General features: G+C 71.5%; 16 protein-coding genes. 13 read left to right on the top strand and 3 right to left on the bottom strand.

All coding sequences use genetic code 11. From position 1 onward, the window contains the following. The first annotated feature begins 68 nt into the window (after positions 1-68). Positions 69-959, top strand: coding sequence for a mycobacterial-type methylenetetrahydrofolate reductase (locus JAP66_RS19485; RefSeq protein ID WP_199433229.1), 891 nt, complete (start codon positions 69-71; stop codon positions 957-959). 69 nt (positions 960-1,028) lie between these two features. Here the strand turns inward: JAP66_RS19485 and JAP66_RS19480 are convergent, their stop codons facing one another. Further along, entirely contained in the window at positions 1,029-1,976 is a 948-nt protein-coding gene (locus JAP66_RS19480) for an AraC family transcriptional regulator (RefSeq protein WP_199433228.1), read from the bottom strand. A gap of 179 nt (positions 1,977-2,155) precedes the next feature. On the opposite strand from JAP66_RS19480, the gene JAP66_RS19475 reads away from it, so the two are divergent. The 10 genes from JAP66_RS19475 to JAP66_RS19430 all read left to right on the top strand — a co-directional run bounded on the left by JAP66_RS19475 (position 2,156) and on the right by JAP66_RS19430 (position 10,448). Continuing rightward, positions 2,156-2,635: an anthrone oxygenase family protein gene (locus tag JAP66_RS19475; RefSeq protein WP_199433227.1), complete on the top strand. Its 480-nt coding sequence runs from the start codon at positions 2,156-2,158 to the stop codon at positions 2,633-2,635. A 112-nt stretch (positions 2,636-2,747) separates the two neighbouring features. Next, the gene (locus tag JAP66_RS19470; RefSeq protein ID WP_199433226.1) at positions 2,748-2,990 is read left to right on the top strand and encodes a hypothetical protein; all 243 of its coding nucleotides are present in this window, start codon (positions 2,748-2,750) and stop codon (positions 2,988-2,990) included. A 44-nt stretch (positions 2,991-3,034) separates the two neighbouring features. Next, entirely contained in the window at positions 3,035-4,114 is a 1,080-nt protein-coding gene (locus JAP66_RS19465) for a cation diffusion facilitator family transporter (protein ID WP_199433225.1), read from the top strand. A 42-nt stretch (positions 4,115-4,156) separates the two neighbouring features. Beyond that, entirely contained in the window at positions 4,157-5,326 is a 1,170-nt protein-coding gene (thiI, locus tag JAP66_RS19460; protein WP_199433400.1) for a tRNA uracil 4-sulfurtransferase ThiI, read from the top strand. A gap of 82 nt (positions 5,327-5,408) precedes the next feature. Beyond that, positions 5,409-6,368 carry an ABC transporter ATP-binding protein gene (locus JAP66_RS19455; protein WP_199433224.1) on the top strand — a complete coding sequence of 320 codons (960 nt, stop codon included), beginning with the start codon at positions 5,409-5,411 and terminating at the stop codon, positions 6,366-6,368. After that, positions 6,365-7,075, top strand: a complete 711-nt coding sequence (locus JAP66_RS19450) for an ABC transporter permease (protein WP_199433223.1) — start codon at positions 6,365-6,367, stop codon at positions 7,073-7,075. Before JAP66_RS19455 ends, JAP66_RS19450 begins: the two co-directional genes overlap by 4 nt. Then, positions 7,072-8,139, top strand: a complete 1,068-nt coding sequence (locus JAP66_RS19445) for a sensor histidine kinase (RefSeq protein WP_199433222.1) — start codon at positions 7,072-7,074, stop codon at positions 8,137-8,139. The genes JAP66_RS19450 and JAP66_RS19445 overlap by 4 nt, the downstream gene beginning before the upstream one ends. A gap of 4 nt (positions 8,140-8,143) precedes the next feature. Further along, positions 8,144-8,746 (top strand): response regulator transcription factor, encoded by a 603-nt coding sequence (locus JAP66_RS19440; protein WP_199433221.1) that lies wholly within the window; start codon positions 8,144-8,146, stop codon positions 8,744-8,746. 197 nt (positions 8,747-8,943) lie between these two features. Then, positions 8,944-9,642: a GAF and ANTAR domain-containing protein gene (locus JAP66_RS19435; RefSeq protein ID WP_307849630.1), complete on the top strand. Its 699-nt coding sequence runs from the start codon at positions 8,944-8,946 to the stop codon at positions 9,640-9,642. A 50-nt stretch (positions 9,643-9,692) separates the two neighbouring features. Next, positions 9,693-10,448 carry a GAF domain-containing protein gene (locus tag JAP66_RS19430; RefSeq protein WP_307849629.1) on the top strand — a complete coding sequence of 252 codons (756 nt, stop codon included), beginning with the start codon at positions 9,693-9,695 and terminating at the stop codon, positions 10,446-10,448. A 48-nt stretch (positions 10,449-10,496) separates the two neighbouring features. Here JAP66_RS19430 and JAP66_RS19425 read toward each other — a convergent pair whose 3' ends face one another. After that, complete coding sequence (locus JAP66_RS19425) at positions 10,497-10,736, bottom strand: hypothetical protein (RefSeq protein WP_372448990.1); 240 nt, start codon at positions 10,734-10,736, stop codon at positions 10,497-10,499. A 244-nt stretch (positions 10,737-10,980) separates the two neighbouring features. Between JAP66_RS19425 and JAP66_RS32215 the strand changes: the two genes are divergently transcribed. Beyond that, positions 10,981-11,409, top strand: coding sequence for an STAS domain-containing protein (locus JAP66_RS32215; RefSeq protein ID WP_199433219.1), 429 nt, complete (start codon positions 10,981-10,983; stop codon positions 11,407-11,409). Between the two features lie 119 nt (positions 11,410-11,528). Next, complete coding sequence (locus tag JAP66_RS19415; protein WP_307849640.1) at positions 11,529-12,782, top strand: cytochrome P450; 1,254 nt, start codon at positions 11,529-11,531, stop codon at positions 12,780-12,782. A 59-nt stretch (positions 12,783-12,841) separates the two neighbouring features. Here the strand turns inward: JAP66_RS19415 and JAP66_RS19410 are convergent, their stop codons facing one another. Then, the gene (locus JAP66_RS19410) at positions 12,842-13,216 is read right to left on the bottom strand and encodes a nuclear transport factor 2 family protein (protein ID WP_199433217.1); all 375 of its coding nucleotides are present in this window, start codon (positions 13,214-13,216) and stop codon (positions 12,842-12,844) included. Positions 13,217-13,286: the final 70 nt, after the last annotated feature.

Below are 13,286 nucleotides of genomic sequence, written 5' to 3'. Positions count from 1 at the left end.
GCACGCGTGAGCGCGTCGCAGGGCGCGGACGGACGGTCCTTAACCGCGGACACGACGAGAAGGAACGCATGAAAACCATCGCACTCGAGCTCGTTCCACCGGACCTCGACGGCGGCGTCGAGCAGGCGGTCGAAGTGAGTCGCAAGGTCACCGACAGCTGCCGCGCCAGCGGCATGACCGGCCAGATCAAGCATCTGATGATCCCCGGCATGATCGCCGAGGACGACGACCGCCCGGTCGAGATGAAGCCGAAGATGGACACGCTGGACTTCTGGAACGCGGTACGGCCCGAGTTCGGCGACGTACGTGGCCTCTGTACCCAGGTCACCGCCTTCGACGGCAAGGACCGGCTCACGCAGCGGCTGCGCACGCTGCTGGACGCGGGGATGGACGGCATCACCTTCGTCGGGGTGCCGCGCACGATGAGCGACGGCGACGGTCCGGGGATGGCACCGACCGACGCGCTCGCCGAGTTCCAGGGCCTCGTGGACAACCGTGGCGCCATCCTGATCCCGACCCGCGACGAGGAGCAGGGACGCTTCGGGTTCAAGTGCGATCGCGGCGCCACCTTTGGGATGACCCAGCTCCTCTTCTCCGACGCCATCGTGGAGTTCCTGACCGACTTCGCCAAGCAGACCCCACACCGGCCGGAGATCCTGCTCTCCTTCGGCTTCGTGCCCGGCGCCGAGGCCAGGGTGCGGCTGATCGACTGGCTCATCCAGGACCCGGGCAACGACCTGGTCAAGCAGGAGCAGGAGTTCGTCGCCAAGATCGCGGAGCGTTCCTTCGCCGAGCGCAAGCGCGAGCTCGTCGACCTGTACAAGCGGGTGATCGACGGGGTCGCCGACCTCGGCTTCCCGCTGAGCATTCACCTGGAGGCGCCCTACGGCCCCTCCAAGCCCGCCTTCGAGACGTTCGCCGAGATGCTCGATTACTGGTCGCCGCTCACGGCGAGGTGACCGAGCCGGACCGGGCCGGTGGCGGCCGCTCAACGGCGAGCGGCCGCCACCTTCTTGCGCGTGGCCCGGTCAGATCGCGGTGGCCAGGGCGCCGGTGCGGTACACCTGCGGGCTGACGCCGCGCACCCGTTTGAAGGCGGAGCTGAACGCGAACGCGCTCCCGTAGCCGACCTTGCGCGCCACCGCACCGACCGTCGTCTCGGGCTCGCGCAGCAGGTCGGCGGCGAGCGTCATCCGCCAGCCGGTGAGGTACGCCATCGGGGCCTCGCCGACCAGGTCGGTGAAGCGACGGGCCAGCGTGGCGCGGGAGACCCCCGTCCGGTCAGCCAGTGTCGCGACGGTCCACGGCGCCGACGGCTCGGCGTGCACCAGCCGCAGGGCGCGGCCGACCACCGGGTCACCGTAGGCCCGGTACCAGGCGGGCGCGCCCGCGCCGGGACGATCGAACCAGGTCCGCAGGACGGCGACGAGCAGCAGGTCGAGCAGCCGGTCGAGGACCGCGTCCTGGCCCGGCAGGTCCTTCGTGATCTCCGCGCCGAGCAGGGGGAGCAGCGGGCAGTCCCACGAGTCCTCCCGGACGACGAGCAGCGTGGGCAGCGCCTGCAGCAGCCGCCTGCTGACCTCACTGTGCAGCTGGTAGGTGCCGACGAGCAGCACCGTCGGGCTGTCCGGGTCGTCGCCCCAGGTGCGGACGCCCAGATTCAGCGACTCGCACAGGTCCGTGCCGGAGATGCTGGTGCTGCGCGCTCCTGGGTGGATCACCACGGTCGGCCGGCTGCCCGGCTGGTCGGAGACGGTGTATGGCTCCGGGCCGCGTACCACGGCGACGTCACCTGGCCGGATCCGCACCGGGTCGTCGCCTTCGGTGGTCACCGATGCCTCGCCGCGCACCATCGACAGCAGCGTGAGCGGTGCCCGGTCCCGCACGCGGATGCTCCACGGCGGCACCAGGACCGACCGCAGCAGGAACGCCCCGCGTGCTCTCGGCCCGTCCAGCAGCCCGGCGAAGGCGTCCATGCGCTCAGCTTAGAAGCGGTCGTGAGTGCATAACAGTGTTCTAACTCGCGTGCGCACTCACGAGCTTGGACGCACGCGTATGCGGCCGAGCCGATCAACGATGGCGACGACGTGCCGTGGCCGCTTGAATCTGGTTCCACGACGGGAACCGGGCCAGGGGAGTCAGGGAGTCACGAGCCATGATCGACGAAGTCCTCTTCATCCTGACGCTGCTCGCCGCGCTGGGGTCCGCCCTGGTGGCGGGCGTGTTGTTCGCCTTCTCGAGCTTCGTGATGCGGGCGTTCACCCGGCTGCCCGCCGCGCAGGGGATCGCGGCGATGCAGTCGGTCAACCGCACCGTGCTCACGCCGTCGTTCCTGGTGCTGTTCGCCGGAACCGGCGTGCTGTGCGCTGTCCTCGCGGTCTGGACGCTGGTGCGGTGGCCGGGTGTGAGCGCGATCTGGCTGCTCGCGGGTTGCGTCCTGTATGCGTTCGGCACGTTCGTCCTCACCGGCGCCGTGCACGTTCCGCGCAACAACGCGCTGGACGCCGTCGATCCGCGCAGCGCGGCAGGGGAGGCGGCGTGGGGCCGCTACGTTCCCGGGTGGACCGCCTGGAACCACGTGCGCACGCTGGCTGCCCTCGCCGCTTCGGCTTCGTTCATCGTGGCGCTCGCGTGAGCGGGCCGGACGGGACTCCGGCCACCGCCTGAGCGCGTCCGGTTCCGGCGGGAATGCGGATGCGGCCACGCGGGTTGCCTTATCCGTAGGGGCAGCTTCTCGGGAGGTCGTGGTGCGAGGGATTCGGGCGCGGGACGGGCGGCGACCGCTGTTGCGGACCGGCTGTGGGCGTGAGGTGGCGGTGACCCGGTTACGGGTGGCCGGCGGTGCGGACACGATCGATCGGATCACGCTGAGCATCTCGTGCCAGGACCACGACGGTGACCGGATGTGGACGAGCATGACGCCGGCCGAGGCGCGCCGCCTCGCGCACCGGTTGCTCGACGAGGCGGGCCCGCCGGGGCCGGGCGGCTGAGGGGCGGCTGGACGCCCCGGTCGCGCCGTGCCGATGATGGGGGCATGGGCACCGACCGTTCGTCCTCGTCCGGGAAGCGGCCGGCCGGTCACGGCCATGGGCATGGCCACGGCCACGGCCACCGACATCGCGGCGGCCTGCGGGGCGCCCTCGCCGAGCTGTTCCGCCCGCACAGTCACGATGCCGCCGACTCGTCCGACGCCGCACTGGAGGCGTCGGCCGAGGGCATCCGGGCGCTCAAGATCAGCCTGGTCGCGTTGTTGGTCACCGCGCTGCTGCAGGCGGCGGTCGTCGTGTTCTCCGGTTCGGTCGCGCTGCTCGCCGACACTATTCACAACTTCTCGGACGCGCTGACCGCGCTGCCGTTGTGGGTCGCGTTCGCGCTGAGCCGCCGTGTGGCGTCCAGGCGATACACCTACGGCTACGGGCGTGCCGAAGACCTGGCCGGCATCTTCATCGTGCTCATGATCGCGCTGTCGGCGTTCGTGGCAGGCTGGGAGTCGATCCAGCGCATCGGCCACCCGAGGGAGATCCAGTCGGTCGGGCTGGTGATCGCCGCCGGGGTGATCGGGTTCGCCGGCAACGAGCTCGTCGCCAAGTACCGGATCGGCGTCGGCCGCAGGATCGGTTCGGCGGCGCTGGTCGCGGACGGCCTGCACGCGCGCACCGACGGGCTGACCTCACTGGCCGTCGTCGCCGGGGCCGTCGGCGTCCTGCTGGGCTTCCCGCTCGCCGACCCGATCGTCGGGCTCGTCATCACGGCCGCGATCCTGCTCGTGCTGCGCGGTGCCGCGCGGGACATCTATCGTCGTCTGATGGACGCCGTCGACCCGGAGCTGGTCGAGCGGACCGAACGGATCGTCGCCGGAACACCCGGAGTCCTGGAGTCGGAGTACGTCCGCCTGCGCTGGCTCGGGCACAAGCTCCGTGCCGAGATCGGGATAGCGGTGGACTGCGGAAAGTCGGTGGTCGAGGGACACGACATCGCGCAGGAGGTCCGGCACCGCCTGCTGCACGCCCTGCCCAAGCTGCGCGACGCGACCGTGCACGTGAGCCCGTACAGCGACGACGCCAGGGACTTCCACGCCACGGTCGCCCACCACTTCCACCGGACGGGCCCGTGAGCCCCGGCGGTATGTTCGGCTCCTGAAGGAGAGGTGAAACGGTTGGCGCAGCCGTGCGTGTTGCTGAAGTACGGGGAGCTGATCCTCAAACGCCGCAACCGCGGCAGGTTCGAGCGGCACCTGCTGCGCAACGTCGAACGGACCGTCGCCGCCGACGGCGCGCGGGTGCGCATATCCCCGCGGGACGGCGTGCTCGTGCTGCGCGCGGGCCTGCCGCAGGATGAGCTGCTGGCGCGGGCGCGCCAGGTGCTCGGGGTCAGCGTGGTACAGCCGGCACTGCGGGCCGCCAAGACACCGGAGGACGCGACCGCCGCGGCGCTGCGGCTGCTGCGGGAGCGCTTCGGCGCGCCGGGAGACGGCACCCGGCGCCGGTTCGCGGTGCGGGCCCGGCGCAGGCACAAGGGATTTCCGCTGACCTCCGAGCAGCTCGCCGCCCATGTCGGCAAGGCCGTGTGCGACGAGTGGGGCTGGCCCGTGGACCTCGACGAGCCCGAGGTCGAGATCGTGGTCGAGGTCGACAAGCACGAGGTGTTCGTCTCGCTCGACCGGCACCGTGGCCAGGGCGGGCTTCCCGTGGGCTCGAGCGGCCACGCGCTCGCACTGCTCTCCGGTGGTTACGACTCGCCGATCGCGGCCTACCGGGCCATGCGGCGCGGGCTGCGCTGCGACTTCGTCCACTTCACCGGCGCGCCCTACACCGGGCCCGCCTCGGCCTACAAGGCGTACGCGCTGGTTCGCGGGCTCGACCGGTTCCAGGGTGACTCCCGGCTGCATGTGGTCCCGATCGGCAACGCACAGCGGGCGCTCGCGACCGCTGGCGCGGGCCAGTTGCAGGTCGTCGCCCAGCGCAGGCTGATGGTCCGGGCCGCGGAACTGCTCGCCCAGCGGCTCGGGGCGCGGGCGCTGGTCACCGGCGACAGTCTCGGGCAGGTTTCCAGCCAGACGCTGAGCAACCTCGCGACCATCGAGCAGTCGTGCTCGATGCCGTTGCTGCGGCCGCTGCTGGCGTGGGACAAGGAGGAGATCATCGCCGAGTCGCGCAGGCTCGGTATCGCGGAGATCTCCGCCCTGCCGGACGAGGACTGCTGCTCGCTGCTGACTCCGCCACGGGTGGCCACGCGCACCACGGTCGCGCAGCTGGAAGGCGTCGAACGCAGGCTCCCGTTCGACGACCTGGTGCGGGCAGTGCTCGACGAGGCGCAGGTGCTCTGAACTGGCGAACTGACATTTGTCACCGCCACCCGGTGACGTCACCGCCTACCGCCGCACTCCTCGCAGGGGTGAACGTGTCCGTATGACGCAAGAGAAGGCGACCGCGGACACGGTACTGGAGATACGGGCCGTACATCACCGCTACGGGCGCGCGCTCGCCCTGGACGGAGTCGACCTGCGGCTGGTGGCGGGGGAGTGCGTGGCGCTGCTCGGTCCGAACGGGGCGGGCAAGACGACGCTCGTCAACCTGGTCAACGGGCTGCTGCCCGCGCAGGCGGGCCGGGTCCGCCTCGCCGGGGGCGACCCGCGCGACGCGGCCACCCGGCGGCACCTCGGAGTCGTCCAGCAGTCCCTCGGATTCCCGGACACGCTGAAGGTCGGCGAGCTCGTCACCGGGGCCGCCGTGCGTGCGGGCATGCCCCGCGCGGCCGCCGCGCCGGTGCTGGCCGAGCTGGGGCTGACCGACCTCGCGGGCCGCCGCGCGGCCCGGCTCTCGGGTGGGCAGAAGCAACGCGTCCAGCTCGCGATGGCGCTGGTGTCCGATCCCGCCCTGCTCGTGCTGGACGAGCCGACGGCCGGGCTGGACGTGCCGGCCCGGCGGCGGTTCTGGCAGATCCTGGCGCAGCGCCGCGCCCGCGGCACGGCGGTGCTCGTCACGACACACCTCATCGCCGAGACGGCGGCCATCGCCGACCGGGTGGTGGTGCTCGACCACGGCAGGGTCGTGGCCGCAGGCAGCCCGGCGGCGCTGGCCGCGCGGCTGCCCGACCGGACGGTGATCGCCCGCACCTCCCTTGGCCCGGCCAGGCTGGCCGGGCTGCCCGGTGCCGTATCCGTGCGCGAGGACGGCGACCACGTGCGGATCGGCACCCGGGCACCGGAGAGCCTGCTGCGCGTGTTGCTCGCCGAGGACCCGGAGCTGAGCGATCTCCGGGTGGAGGGTGCGGGCCTGTCCGACGCGGTGGTCGGCCTCACCGAGCCGACGGAGCCGACCGAGCCGACTGGCTCAACTGAGCAGACTGGAAAGGTGGGGGTCCGGTGAACGTACGGGTGCTCGGCGTCGAGGTCCTCGACGAGCTGCGGGGGATCGTCCGCGAACCGGCGGCCCTCTTCTTCGCGGTCGTCATGCCGGTCGGGTTCTTCGCCCTGTTCAGCTCGCTGTTCGGTGAGCCGACGATGCTGGCCACGTTCGGCACCTTCGGGGTGCTGGCCGTGAGCCTGATGAGCCCGGGCATCGGCGTGGCCCGAGACCGCGAGCTCGGCTGGTCGCGGGCGAAACGGGTGTCCGCGGTGCCGGTAGGCATCACGCTGGCGGCCAAGGTCGTCGCCGCCCTGCCGTATGCCGTCGGTGTCCTGCTGGCCATGACCGTCGCCGCCGCGCTGACCGGCTCGCTGGACGCCTCCGCCGGGGTGCTGCTGCGGGTCGGTGGCGTGCTCGTCCTCGGGGCGCTGCCGTTCGCGCTGCTCGGGATGGCCGTCGGTTTCCAGGCGGGCACGAACGCGTCCTCCGCGATCCTCAACGCGATCCTGCTGCCGTCGGCGGTGCTGTCCGGACTGTGGATGCCGCTGGAGATCCTGCCGGGCTTCGCCGCGTCGCTCGCGCCGTTCCTACCGACGTATCACCTCGCGCAGCTCGCGCTGGCGCAGTTCGACGGGGGCGGCGGCGCGGGCCACGCGCTGGTGCTGGCCGGGATGACCGCGGTGACGGCGGCGCTCGCCGCGGTGTCCTATCGTCATTCCCGGCTATGAACGGATCCCGCGGGCACGTCTCGAACCTGGTGCACCTCGTGTACCTGGTGTTCCCGGCGTTCCAGCCCCTCTTCGACCCGGACGCGGGCTGGCCGGACTGGCTGCTCGTCGCCGGGATCATCGGCACCTTCGTCCCGCTGTACGTGCTGGCGATGCGGCGACCGGCGTGGTCGCGCTGGCTGTGCACGGTGCCGGCGACCGTCATCGGCGTGGCCGCCACCCCGTTCAACGCCGGGGCCGCGGTGCTGTTCGTCTACGCGGCCGCGGTCGCCGCCGTCTCGGAGTCGCGGCGCACGGCGCTGCGCTGGTTCGCGGGACTGACCCTGCTGGTGAGCGTGCTGACGGTGGTGTCGCCGGTGCCGATGCCGTGGCGGCTGTGGGGCCTGATCCCGCCGCTGGTGTTCATCTGGATCATCGGGCTGACCCGGCTGGAGGACGCCGACCGCGAGCGTGACGCCGCCGAGCTGCGGTTGCGCAACGCGCGCATCGAGCACCTCGCGGCGGTCTCCGAACGCGAGCGCATCGCCAGGGACCTGCACGACCTGCTCGGCCACTCGCTGACCGCGGTGGTGATGCGGGCACAGCTCATCGGCGTGGACCCGGCCAGGGCACGCACGGAGGCGGCGGAGATCGAGCGGACCGCCCGGGAGGCGCTCACCGAGGTCAGGGCTGCGGTGAGCGGCTGGCGGCAGGCGAGCCTGGACGAGGAGCTGGATGCGGCCCGCACGGCGCTGGTCGGCGCGGGTGTGCGGCTGCTCGTCCGCCGCGATGACGATCTCGTGCTCGTCGGCTCCACCGAGCACGCGCTCGCGCTGGCGCTGCGGGAGGCCGTGACGAACGTGGCCAGGCACGCAGGCGCGCGCACCTGCCGGGTGGATATCGGCGCGCACGACGGCGAGCTGCGGCTGGTGATCGCCGACGACGGGGTCGGCGGGCAGGCTGCGGAGGGCAACGGTCTCGCGGGCATGCGCGAGCGCGTCACCGCGCTCGGTGGCCGCGTGCTGCGTGCCGGCACCGCGGGCACCACCGTCACGATCGCCGTTCCGCTGCGCGTGGCAACCTGACGTGGTGCTGACCGTGGTGCTGGCGGAGGACCAGGAGATGGTGCTGGGCGCGTTCGCGGCCCTGCTCGACCTCCAACCGGACATCGAGGTGCTGGCGACGGCGGTCGACGGCGACGAGGCGCTCGCCGCCGTCGAGCGGCACCGGCCCGACGTTCTGCTCACCGACATCGAGATGCCGGGGCGCAGCGGGCTGGACGTCGCGGCGGAGCTGCGCACGCGAGGCAGCCCCACCCGGGTCCTGATCGTGACGACGTTCGCCCGCAGTGGCTACCTGCGGCGGGCGATGGAGCTCCAGGTGGCGGGCTACATCCTCAAGGACTCGCCCATCGCCGAGCTGGCCACGGCGCTGCGCCGGGTGCACGCGGGCGAGCGGGTGGTCGCCCCCGAGCTGGCGCTGGCCGCGTGGGACCACGGGGATCCACTCACCGACCGGGAACGGGAGCTGCTCGGGGAGGTGGCCGAGGGAGCGGCGAACGGCGATATCGCCCGCAGCCTGCATCTCGCCGAGGGGACCGTCCGCAACTACCTGTCGACCGCGATGGCCAAGCTGGGCGCGCGCAACCGGACAGAGGCGGTGCGGATCGCCCGGGACCGTGGCTGGCTCTGACCGGGCGTGTTGCCCGCGCGCGCCGCGGGTAGGTAGTACCAGTGGTGAACGCGGACGGCGTTTCGTACTCTTCGCATTCACCCGACGACAGGAGGATCGAGAATCGTGGTGTCGGTCGCAGGCGGGCCCGGCAGCGGCCAGGGGGTGCCGCGCCGCCTCGTACGGGTTCGCGCGCGCCGGTAGCGAAGGAAACTGCTGTGGACGGGATACGCCGGGAACGGCTGTGGCGTGCGGTGACCGACAGCGCCGGGGGCGACTGGGCGCGGGGAGTCTGCCAGGTGTGCGTCGCCGTGCTGACCGGTGTGGCGTCCGCGGCGCTCAGCCTGCGCACCGAGTCCAGGGCACAAGAGTTGCTCGCCGCGAGCGACGGATGGGGAGCGAGGCTGGAGGAGGAGCAGTACACGCTGGGCGAGGGCCCCGGCGTGGCCGCCTTCGCCACCGGCGGGCCGGTGCTGGTGGCCGACCTGGCCGCCGACCAGGCGCGGTGGCCAGGGTTCGCGGAGGCCGCGCTCTCGTCGGGTGCCGCGGCCGCCTTCGCGTTCCCGATGCAGGTGGGCATGATCCGCCTTGGCACGCTCGCGCTCTACAGGCGCAGGCCCGGCGGGCTGGCCGCGCAGAGCCTGACCGACGCGGTCGTGCTGGCGGACCTGGCCACGACGGCGCTGCTGCGGCAGACCGAGAACGACGAGCTGGCCGGGCTCGACGCGCTGCGGCCGGTCAACTCGTATCAGGACGTGAACGTGGCCACCGGGATGCTCGCCGCCCGGTTGCGGATCAGCCTGGACGACGCCTTCGCGCGGTTGCGGGCGCACGCGTTCATGGAGGGACGTTCGGTGCTGGACGTGGCGCAGGATGTGGTGCAACGGCGGATCAGTCTGGAGTTTCCGGCGGAGTGAGTGATCGTGGCGATCTTTTCGGGTGGGATGGTGGCCGTATGCTGTCCGGTGTGCCCGAACAGGACGGTTTCGGCGAAGTGCTGAGCGACATCACCGGCGGCCTCGTCGCCGGGCGGGACAGCAGCACGCTGCTGCGGCTGGTCACGGACGGTTGCGCGGAGCTGCTGGGCGTCGCCGCGACCGGGGTGATGCTGGTGGACCCCCGCGGTGGCGTCGAGGTGGTGTCGGCTTCGGACGAACGGGCCCGGTTCGTGGAGGTGCTGCAGAGCCAGGTCGAGCAGGGACCCTGCCTCGACTGCATCCGCGAGGCCGACGTGGTGAGTGTGGAGGACCTGGAGCGGGAACAGCGGTGGCCGGAGTTCGTCTCGGCCGCGCTGGAAGTCGGCTACCGGGCGGTGCACGCGCTGCCGCTGCGCCTGGGCGGGCGGGCCGTCGGCGGCTTGAACCTGCTGCACACGGCGGCCGTGCCGTTTCCGGCCGAGCAGCGCAGGTGGGCGCAGGCTCTTGCGGATCTTGCGGTGCTGGGGCTGTCCCAGGAACCGGACGTGAACCGCAGGGCGGAACGTCTCGCCGAGCAGACGATGACCGCGCTGAACGACCGGGTGGCACTGGGCCAGGTCGTGGGTCTCGTCGCAGGCTCGCTCGACATCTCGCCGGAGCGGGGTCGTGCGCTGGTGGAGGCTCACGCGAGCCACCGCGACGTACCGCTTCGGGAGTTCGCGCGGTCGGTGGCCGAGGGCGAGGTGAGTTCCGCGGAGATCGAGAGCGTGCCGCGGGCGCGAGAGCGGCCTGGTCACCGCTCGTGAGTGGCTACGCGAGTTAGAACTCGCGTAGCCACTCACGAGGTTGACGGGTCATTCCCAGTCCGGGTCGTCCTGCGAGTGCGCGGCGGCGTTGACCGCCTCGGCGATCCGGGCGGCCTCGGTTTCCTGGTCGCCGGGGCAGTCGTGGAGGTGATCCTGGGCCTGGGGAGTGTCGTAGCCGTTCCAGGCCCGCAGGACGCCGACCGCCTCGGCGCGCGCGCCTCGTTGCGCGAGAGCGCGCGCCAGCCGAGTCGCGGTGCGCTCGGCACTGTGCGGTGTCATCTCGTCCACGATCCTCCTGCGCCACGCCGGGGACAACGGCGGGGGCCGGTGCGAGGTCCGCCGCATTTCCCACTTTCGTGGTGAGCGTTGTCCGCGCTGCCTGGCGTGCTTACACTGGACACTGCGGTTCAGCCCGTAGCCGCCGTCACAAGTTCCTGGCAATCCAGGGTGCGTGCGGCGAGAGGGCTTCGTCGAGAGACGTGTGTTCTCGCCGCTACCGCGTCCCTGGGCGGACGTGAAGAAGGCGAGCATCGTGACGACTATCGAATCGGCCCTGAGGCAGCAGACCGGGACGGTCCCGCGCCCGCGCAGCGCCGGTGATCTCGTGCCCGGTGGTCCGGAACTACGGTCGAGTGTGCGACGACCGAGGGCCGGAGCCGTCGTACTCACAGTCCGCGGCGACGTCGATCTGCTGACCGCAGCCGAGTTCGCGGAGACGGTGCGTGGCAGGCTGCGGGACACCGACGACGTACTCGTGCTGGATCTCTCCGGCGTCGGCTTCCTCGGCACGGCCGGGTTGGCCGTACTGGCGGAGGTGCACGACCACGCCGAGCGACGCGGCCACCGGCTCCGGGTCGTCGCCGGCGGGAATCGCTCCGTGCTGCGTGCGCTGACGGCGGGCGGCCTGCATCGGCGGCTCGACCTCAGCCCGTCCGTCGACCTGGCCGTGGACACTCCGTAGTCGCCGGCGTCGCCGGCGTTGCGCCGTCCGGGTGGCTTGTATCACACGCCGCGCGGCGGCAGCCCACCGTACGTGCGGAAATCTGTACCGTCGCGGCCGTGGGGTATCTCCGGTCGCGCATTACTTCTTGGTTCACGCGTCTGTACCTGACGCGTGCCCGGAAAAAGGGCCTCGACCTGTCGAAAATGGCTCTCCTTCCGGATTCGGCTCTGCTGCCGCTGAAGCGAGACGGGCTGGACCCGGTGCCGGAGCTGGGGCGTACCCGGGAGCGGGAGCCGGTCAGCAGGCTGCCGATCCCGTTCGGGATGAACGTGTGGCTGGTGACCGGGCACGAAGAAGCCAAGGCCGTGCTCAGCAACACCAAGCAGTTCAGCAACGACTTCACCAATCTCGTCGGGACGGCGGGCGCGGCCGACGAGCAGAACCCCGGCGGGCTGGGCTTCGCCGACCCGCCGGACCACACGCGCCTGCGCCGTCTGCTGACTCCGGAGTTCACGATGCGGCGGCTCTCGCGGCTGCGGCCGGGCATCGACGCGATCGTGCAGGAGCAGCTCGATGCGATGGCGAAGGCCGACGGTCCGGTGGATCTCGTCGACTACTTCGCGCTGCCCATTCCGTCGCTGGTGATCTGTGAGCTGCTCGGCGTGCCCTACGAGGACCGCGAGGAGTTCCAGCACCTGAGCATGGCGCGGTTCGACCTCTTCGGAGGTGCCGGGGCGTCGCTGGGTGCGATCTCGGAGTCGCTGACGTACCTGCTGGGCGTCGTGCACAAGCAGCGCGAGAACCCCGGCGACGGGTTGCTGGGCATGATCATCAAGGAGCATGGCGACGAGGTCAGCGACCGGGAGCTGGCCGGGCTCGCCGACGGCGTGCTGACCGGCGGGTTCGAGACGACGGCGAGCATGCTCGCGCTCGGTGCGCTCGTGCTGCTGCGGGATCCGGAGTCGTTCAAGCTCGTTCGGGAGGACGATGACTCCATCGCCGCGTTCGTCGAGGAACTGCTGCGGTACCTGACCGTCGTGCAGGTCGCGTTTCCCCGGTTCGCCCGCGAGGAAGTGGAGGTCGCGGGCACGACGATCGCGGCGGGCGACGTGGTGCTCTGCTCACTGAGCGGGGCGAACCGGGATGAGGTGCTCGGCACGGACATGGAGCGGTTCGACCGCGATCGCGCCCCGGCGCCGCATCTCGCGTTCGGCTACGGCGCCCACCGTTGTATCGGTGCCGAGCTGGCGCGGATGGAGCTGCGTGCCGCGTATCCGGCTCTGGTGCGGCGATTCCCCGACATGCGCCTGCAGGTTCCGCCGGAGCAGCTCGAGTTCCGGAAGGCGTCGATCGTGTACGGAGTCGAGTCACTACCGGTTCTGCTGGACTGAGCGCGGCACCTACCGGAGCGCTCGTGAGTGGCTGCGCGAGTTAGAACTCGTGTGCGCACTCACGAGTCCTGGGCCGCGCGGAGAGCGGCGTGCACGCCGTCGTCATAGCGTAGGGCCGAGGTGACGCGGCCCCCGGCGACCTTGAACAGCGTCGCGGTGCGGACCGGAGCCGCGCCCGGGTCGGCGCCGGGATTGTCCGGCCAGGTCGCATCCTGTTCCACAACGACACGGTGCTCGTCGATCGGGTGCCAGGCCACGGCTTGGAGGCGGATACCCGCGTGGTGGATCCAGTCGACGAGGTGGTCGGCGCCGACGCGGGTGCCCTTCGGCCCGCCGATCTCGATGTCCGGATCGGCGATCCGTCGTGCCGCGCCGATGTCCCGCTGGTTCACGGCCCGGTGCCATTCATGGACGGGCGCCCAGTCCTTGCCCATGCTCCTCCGTCAACTCTGTGCGATATGCATATATATTGCATGCGTATCGCATGTGTCTGTCAAGCGCCGC

It is taken from the genome of Qaidamihabitans albus (assembly GCF_016464705.1).
GTDB lineage: Bacteria > Actinomycetota > Actinomycetes > Mycobacteriales > Pseudonocardiaceae > Qaidamihabitans > Qaidamihabitans albus.
The sequence above is the reverse complement of the archived record's forward strand: the minus strand, read 5'-3'. Positions and strand labels throughout refer to the sequence as shown.

Excerpts from the sequence above, each read along its gene's own strand:
- JAP66_RS19410 (WP_199433217.1), bottom strand. The coding sequence starts at position 13,216 with ATGGGCAAGGACTGGGCGCCCGTCCATGAATGGCACCGGGCCGTGAAC.
- JAP66_RS19475 (WP_199433227.1), top strand. The coding sequence starts at position 2,156 with ATGATCGACGAAGTCCTCTTCATCCTGACGCTGCTCGCCGCGCTGGGG.
- JAP66_RS19480 (WP_199433228.1), bottom strand. The coding sequence starts at position 1,976 with ATGGACGCCTTCGCCGGGCTGCTGGACGGGCCGAGAGCACGCGGGGCG.
- JAP66_RS19455 (WP_199433224.1), top strand. The coding sequence starts at position 5,409 with ATGACGCAAGAGAAGGCGACCGCGGACACGGTACTGGAGATACGGGCC.
- JAP66_RS19485 (WP_199433229.1), top strand. The coding sequence starts at position 69 with ATGAAAACCATCGCACTCGAGCTCGTTCCACCGGACCTCGACGGCGGC.
- JAP66_RS19445 (WP_199433222.1), top strand. The coding sequence starts at position 7,072 with ATGAACGGATCCCGCGGGCACGTCTCGAACCTGGTGCACCTCGTGTAC.
- JAP66_RS19465 (WP_199433225.1), top strand. The coding sequence starts at position 3,035 with ATGGGCACCGACCGTTCGTCCTCGTCCGGGAAGCGGCCGGCCGGTCAC.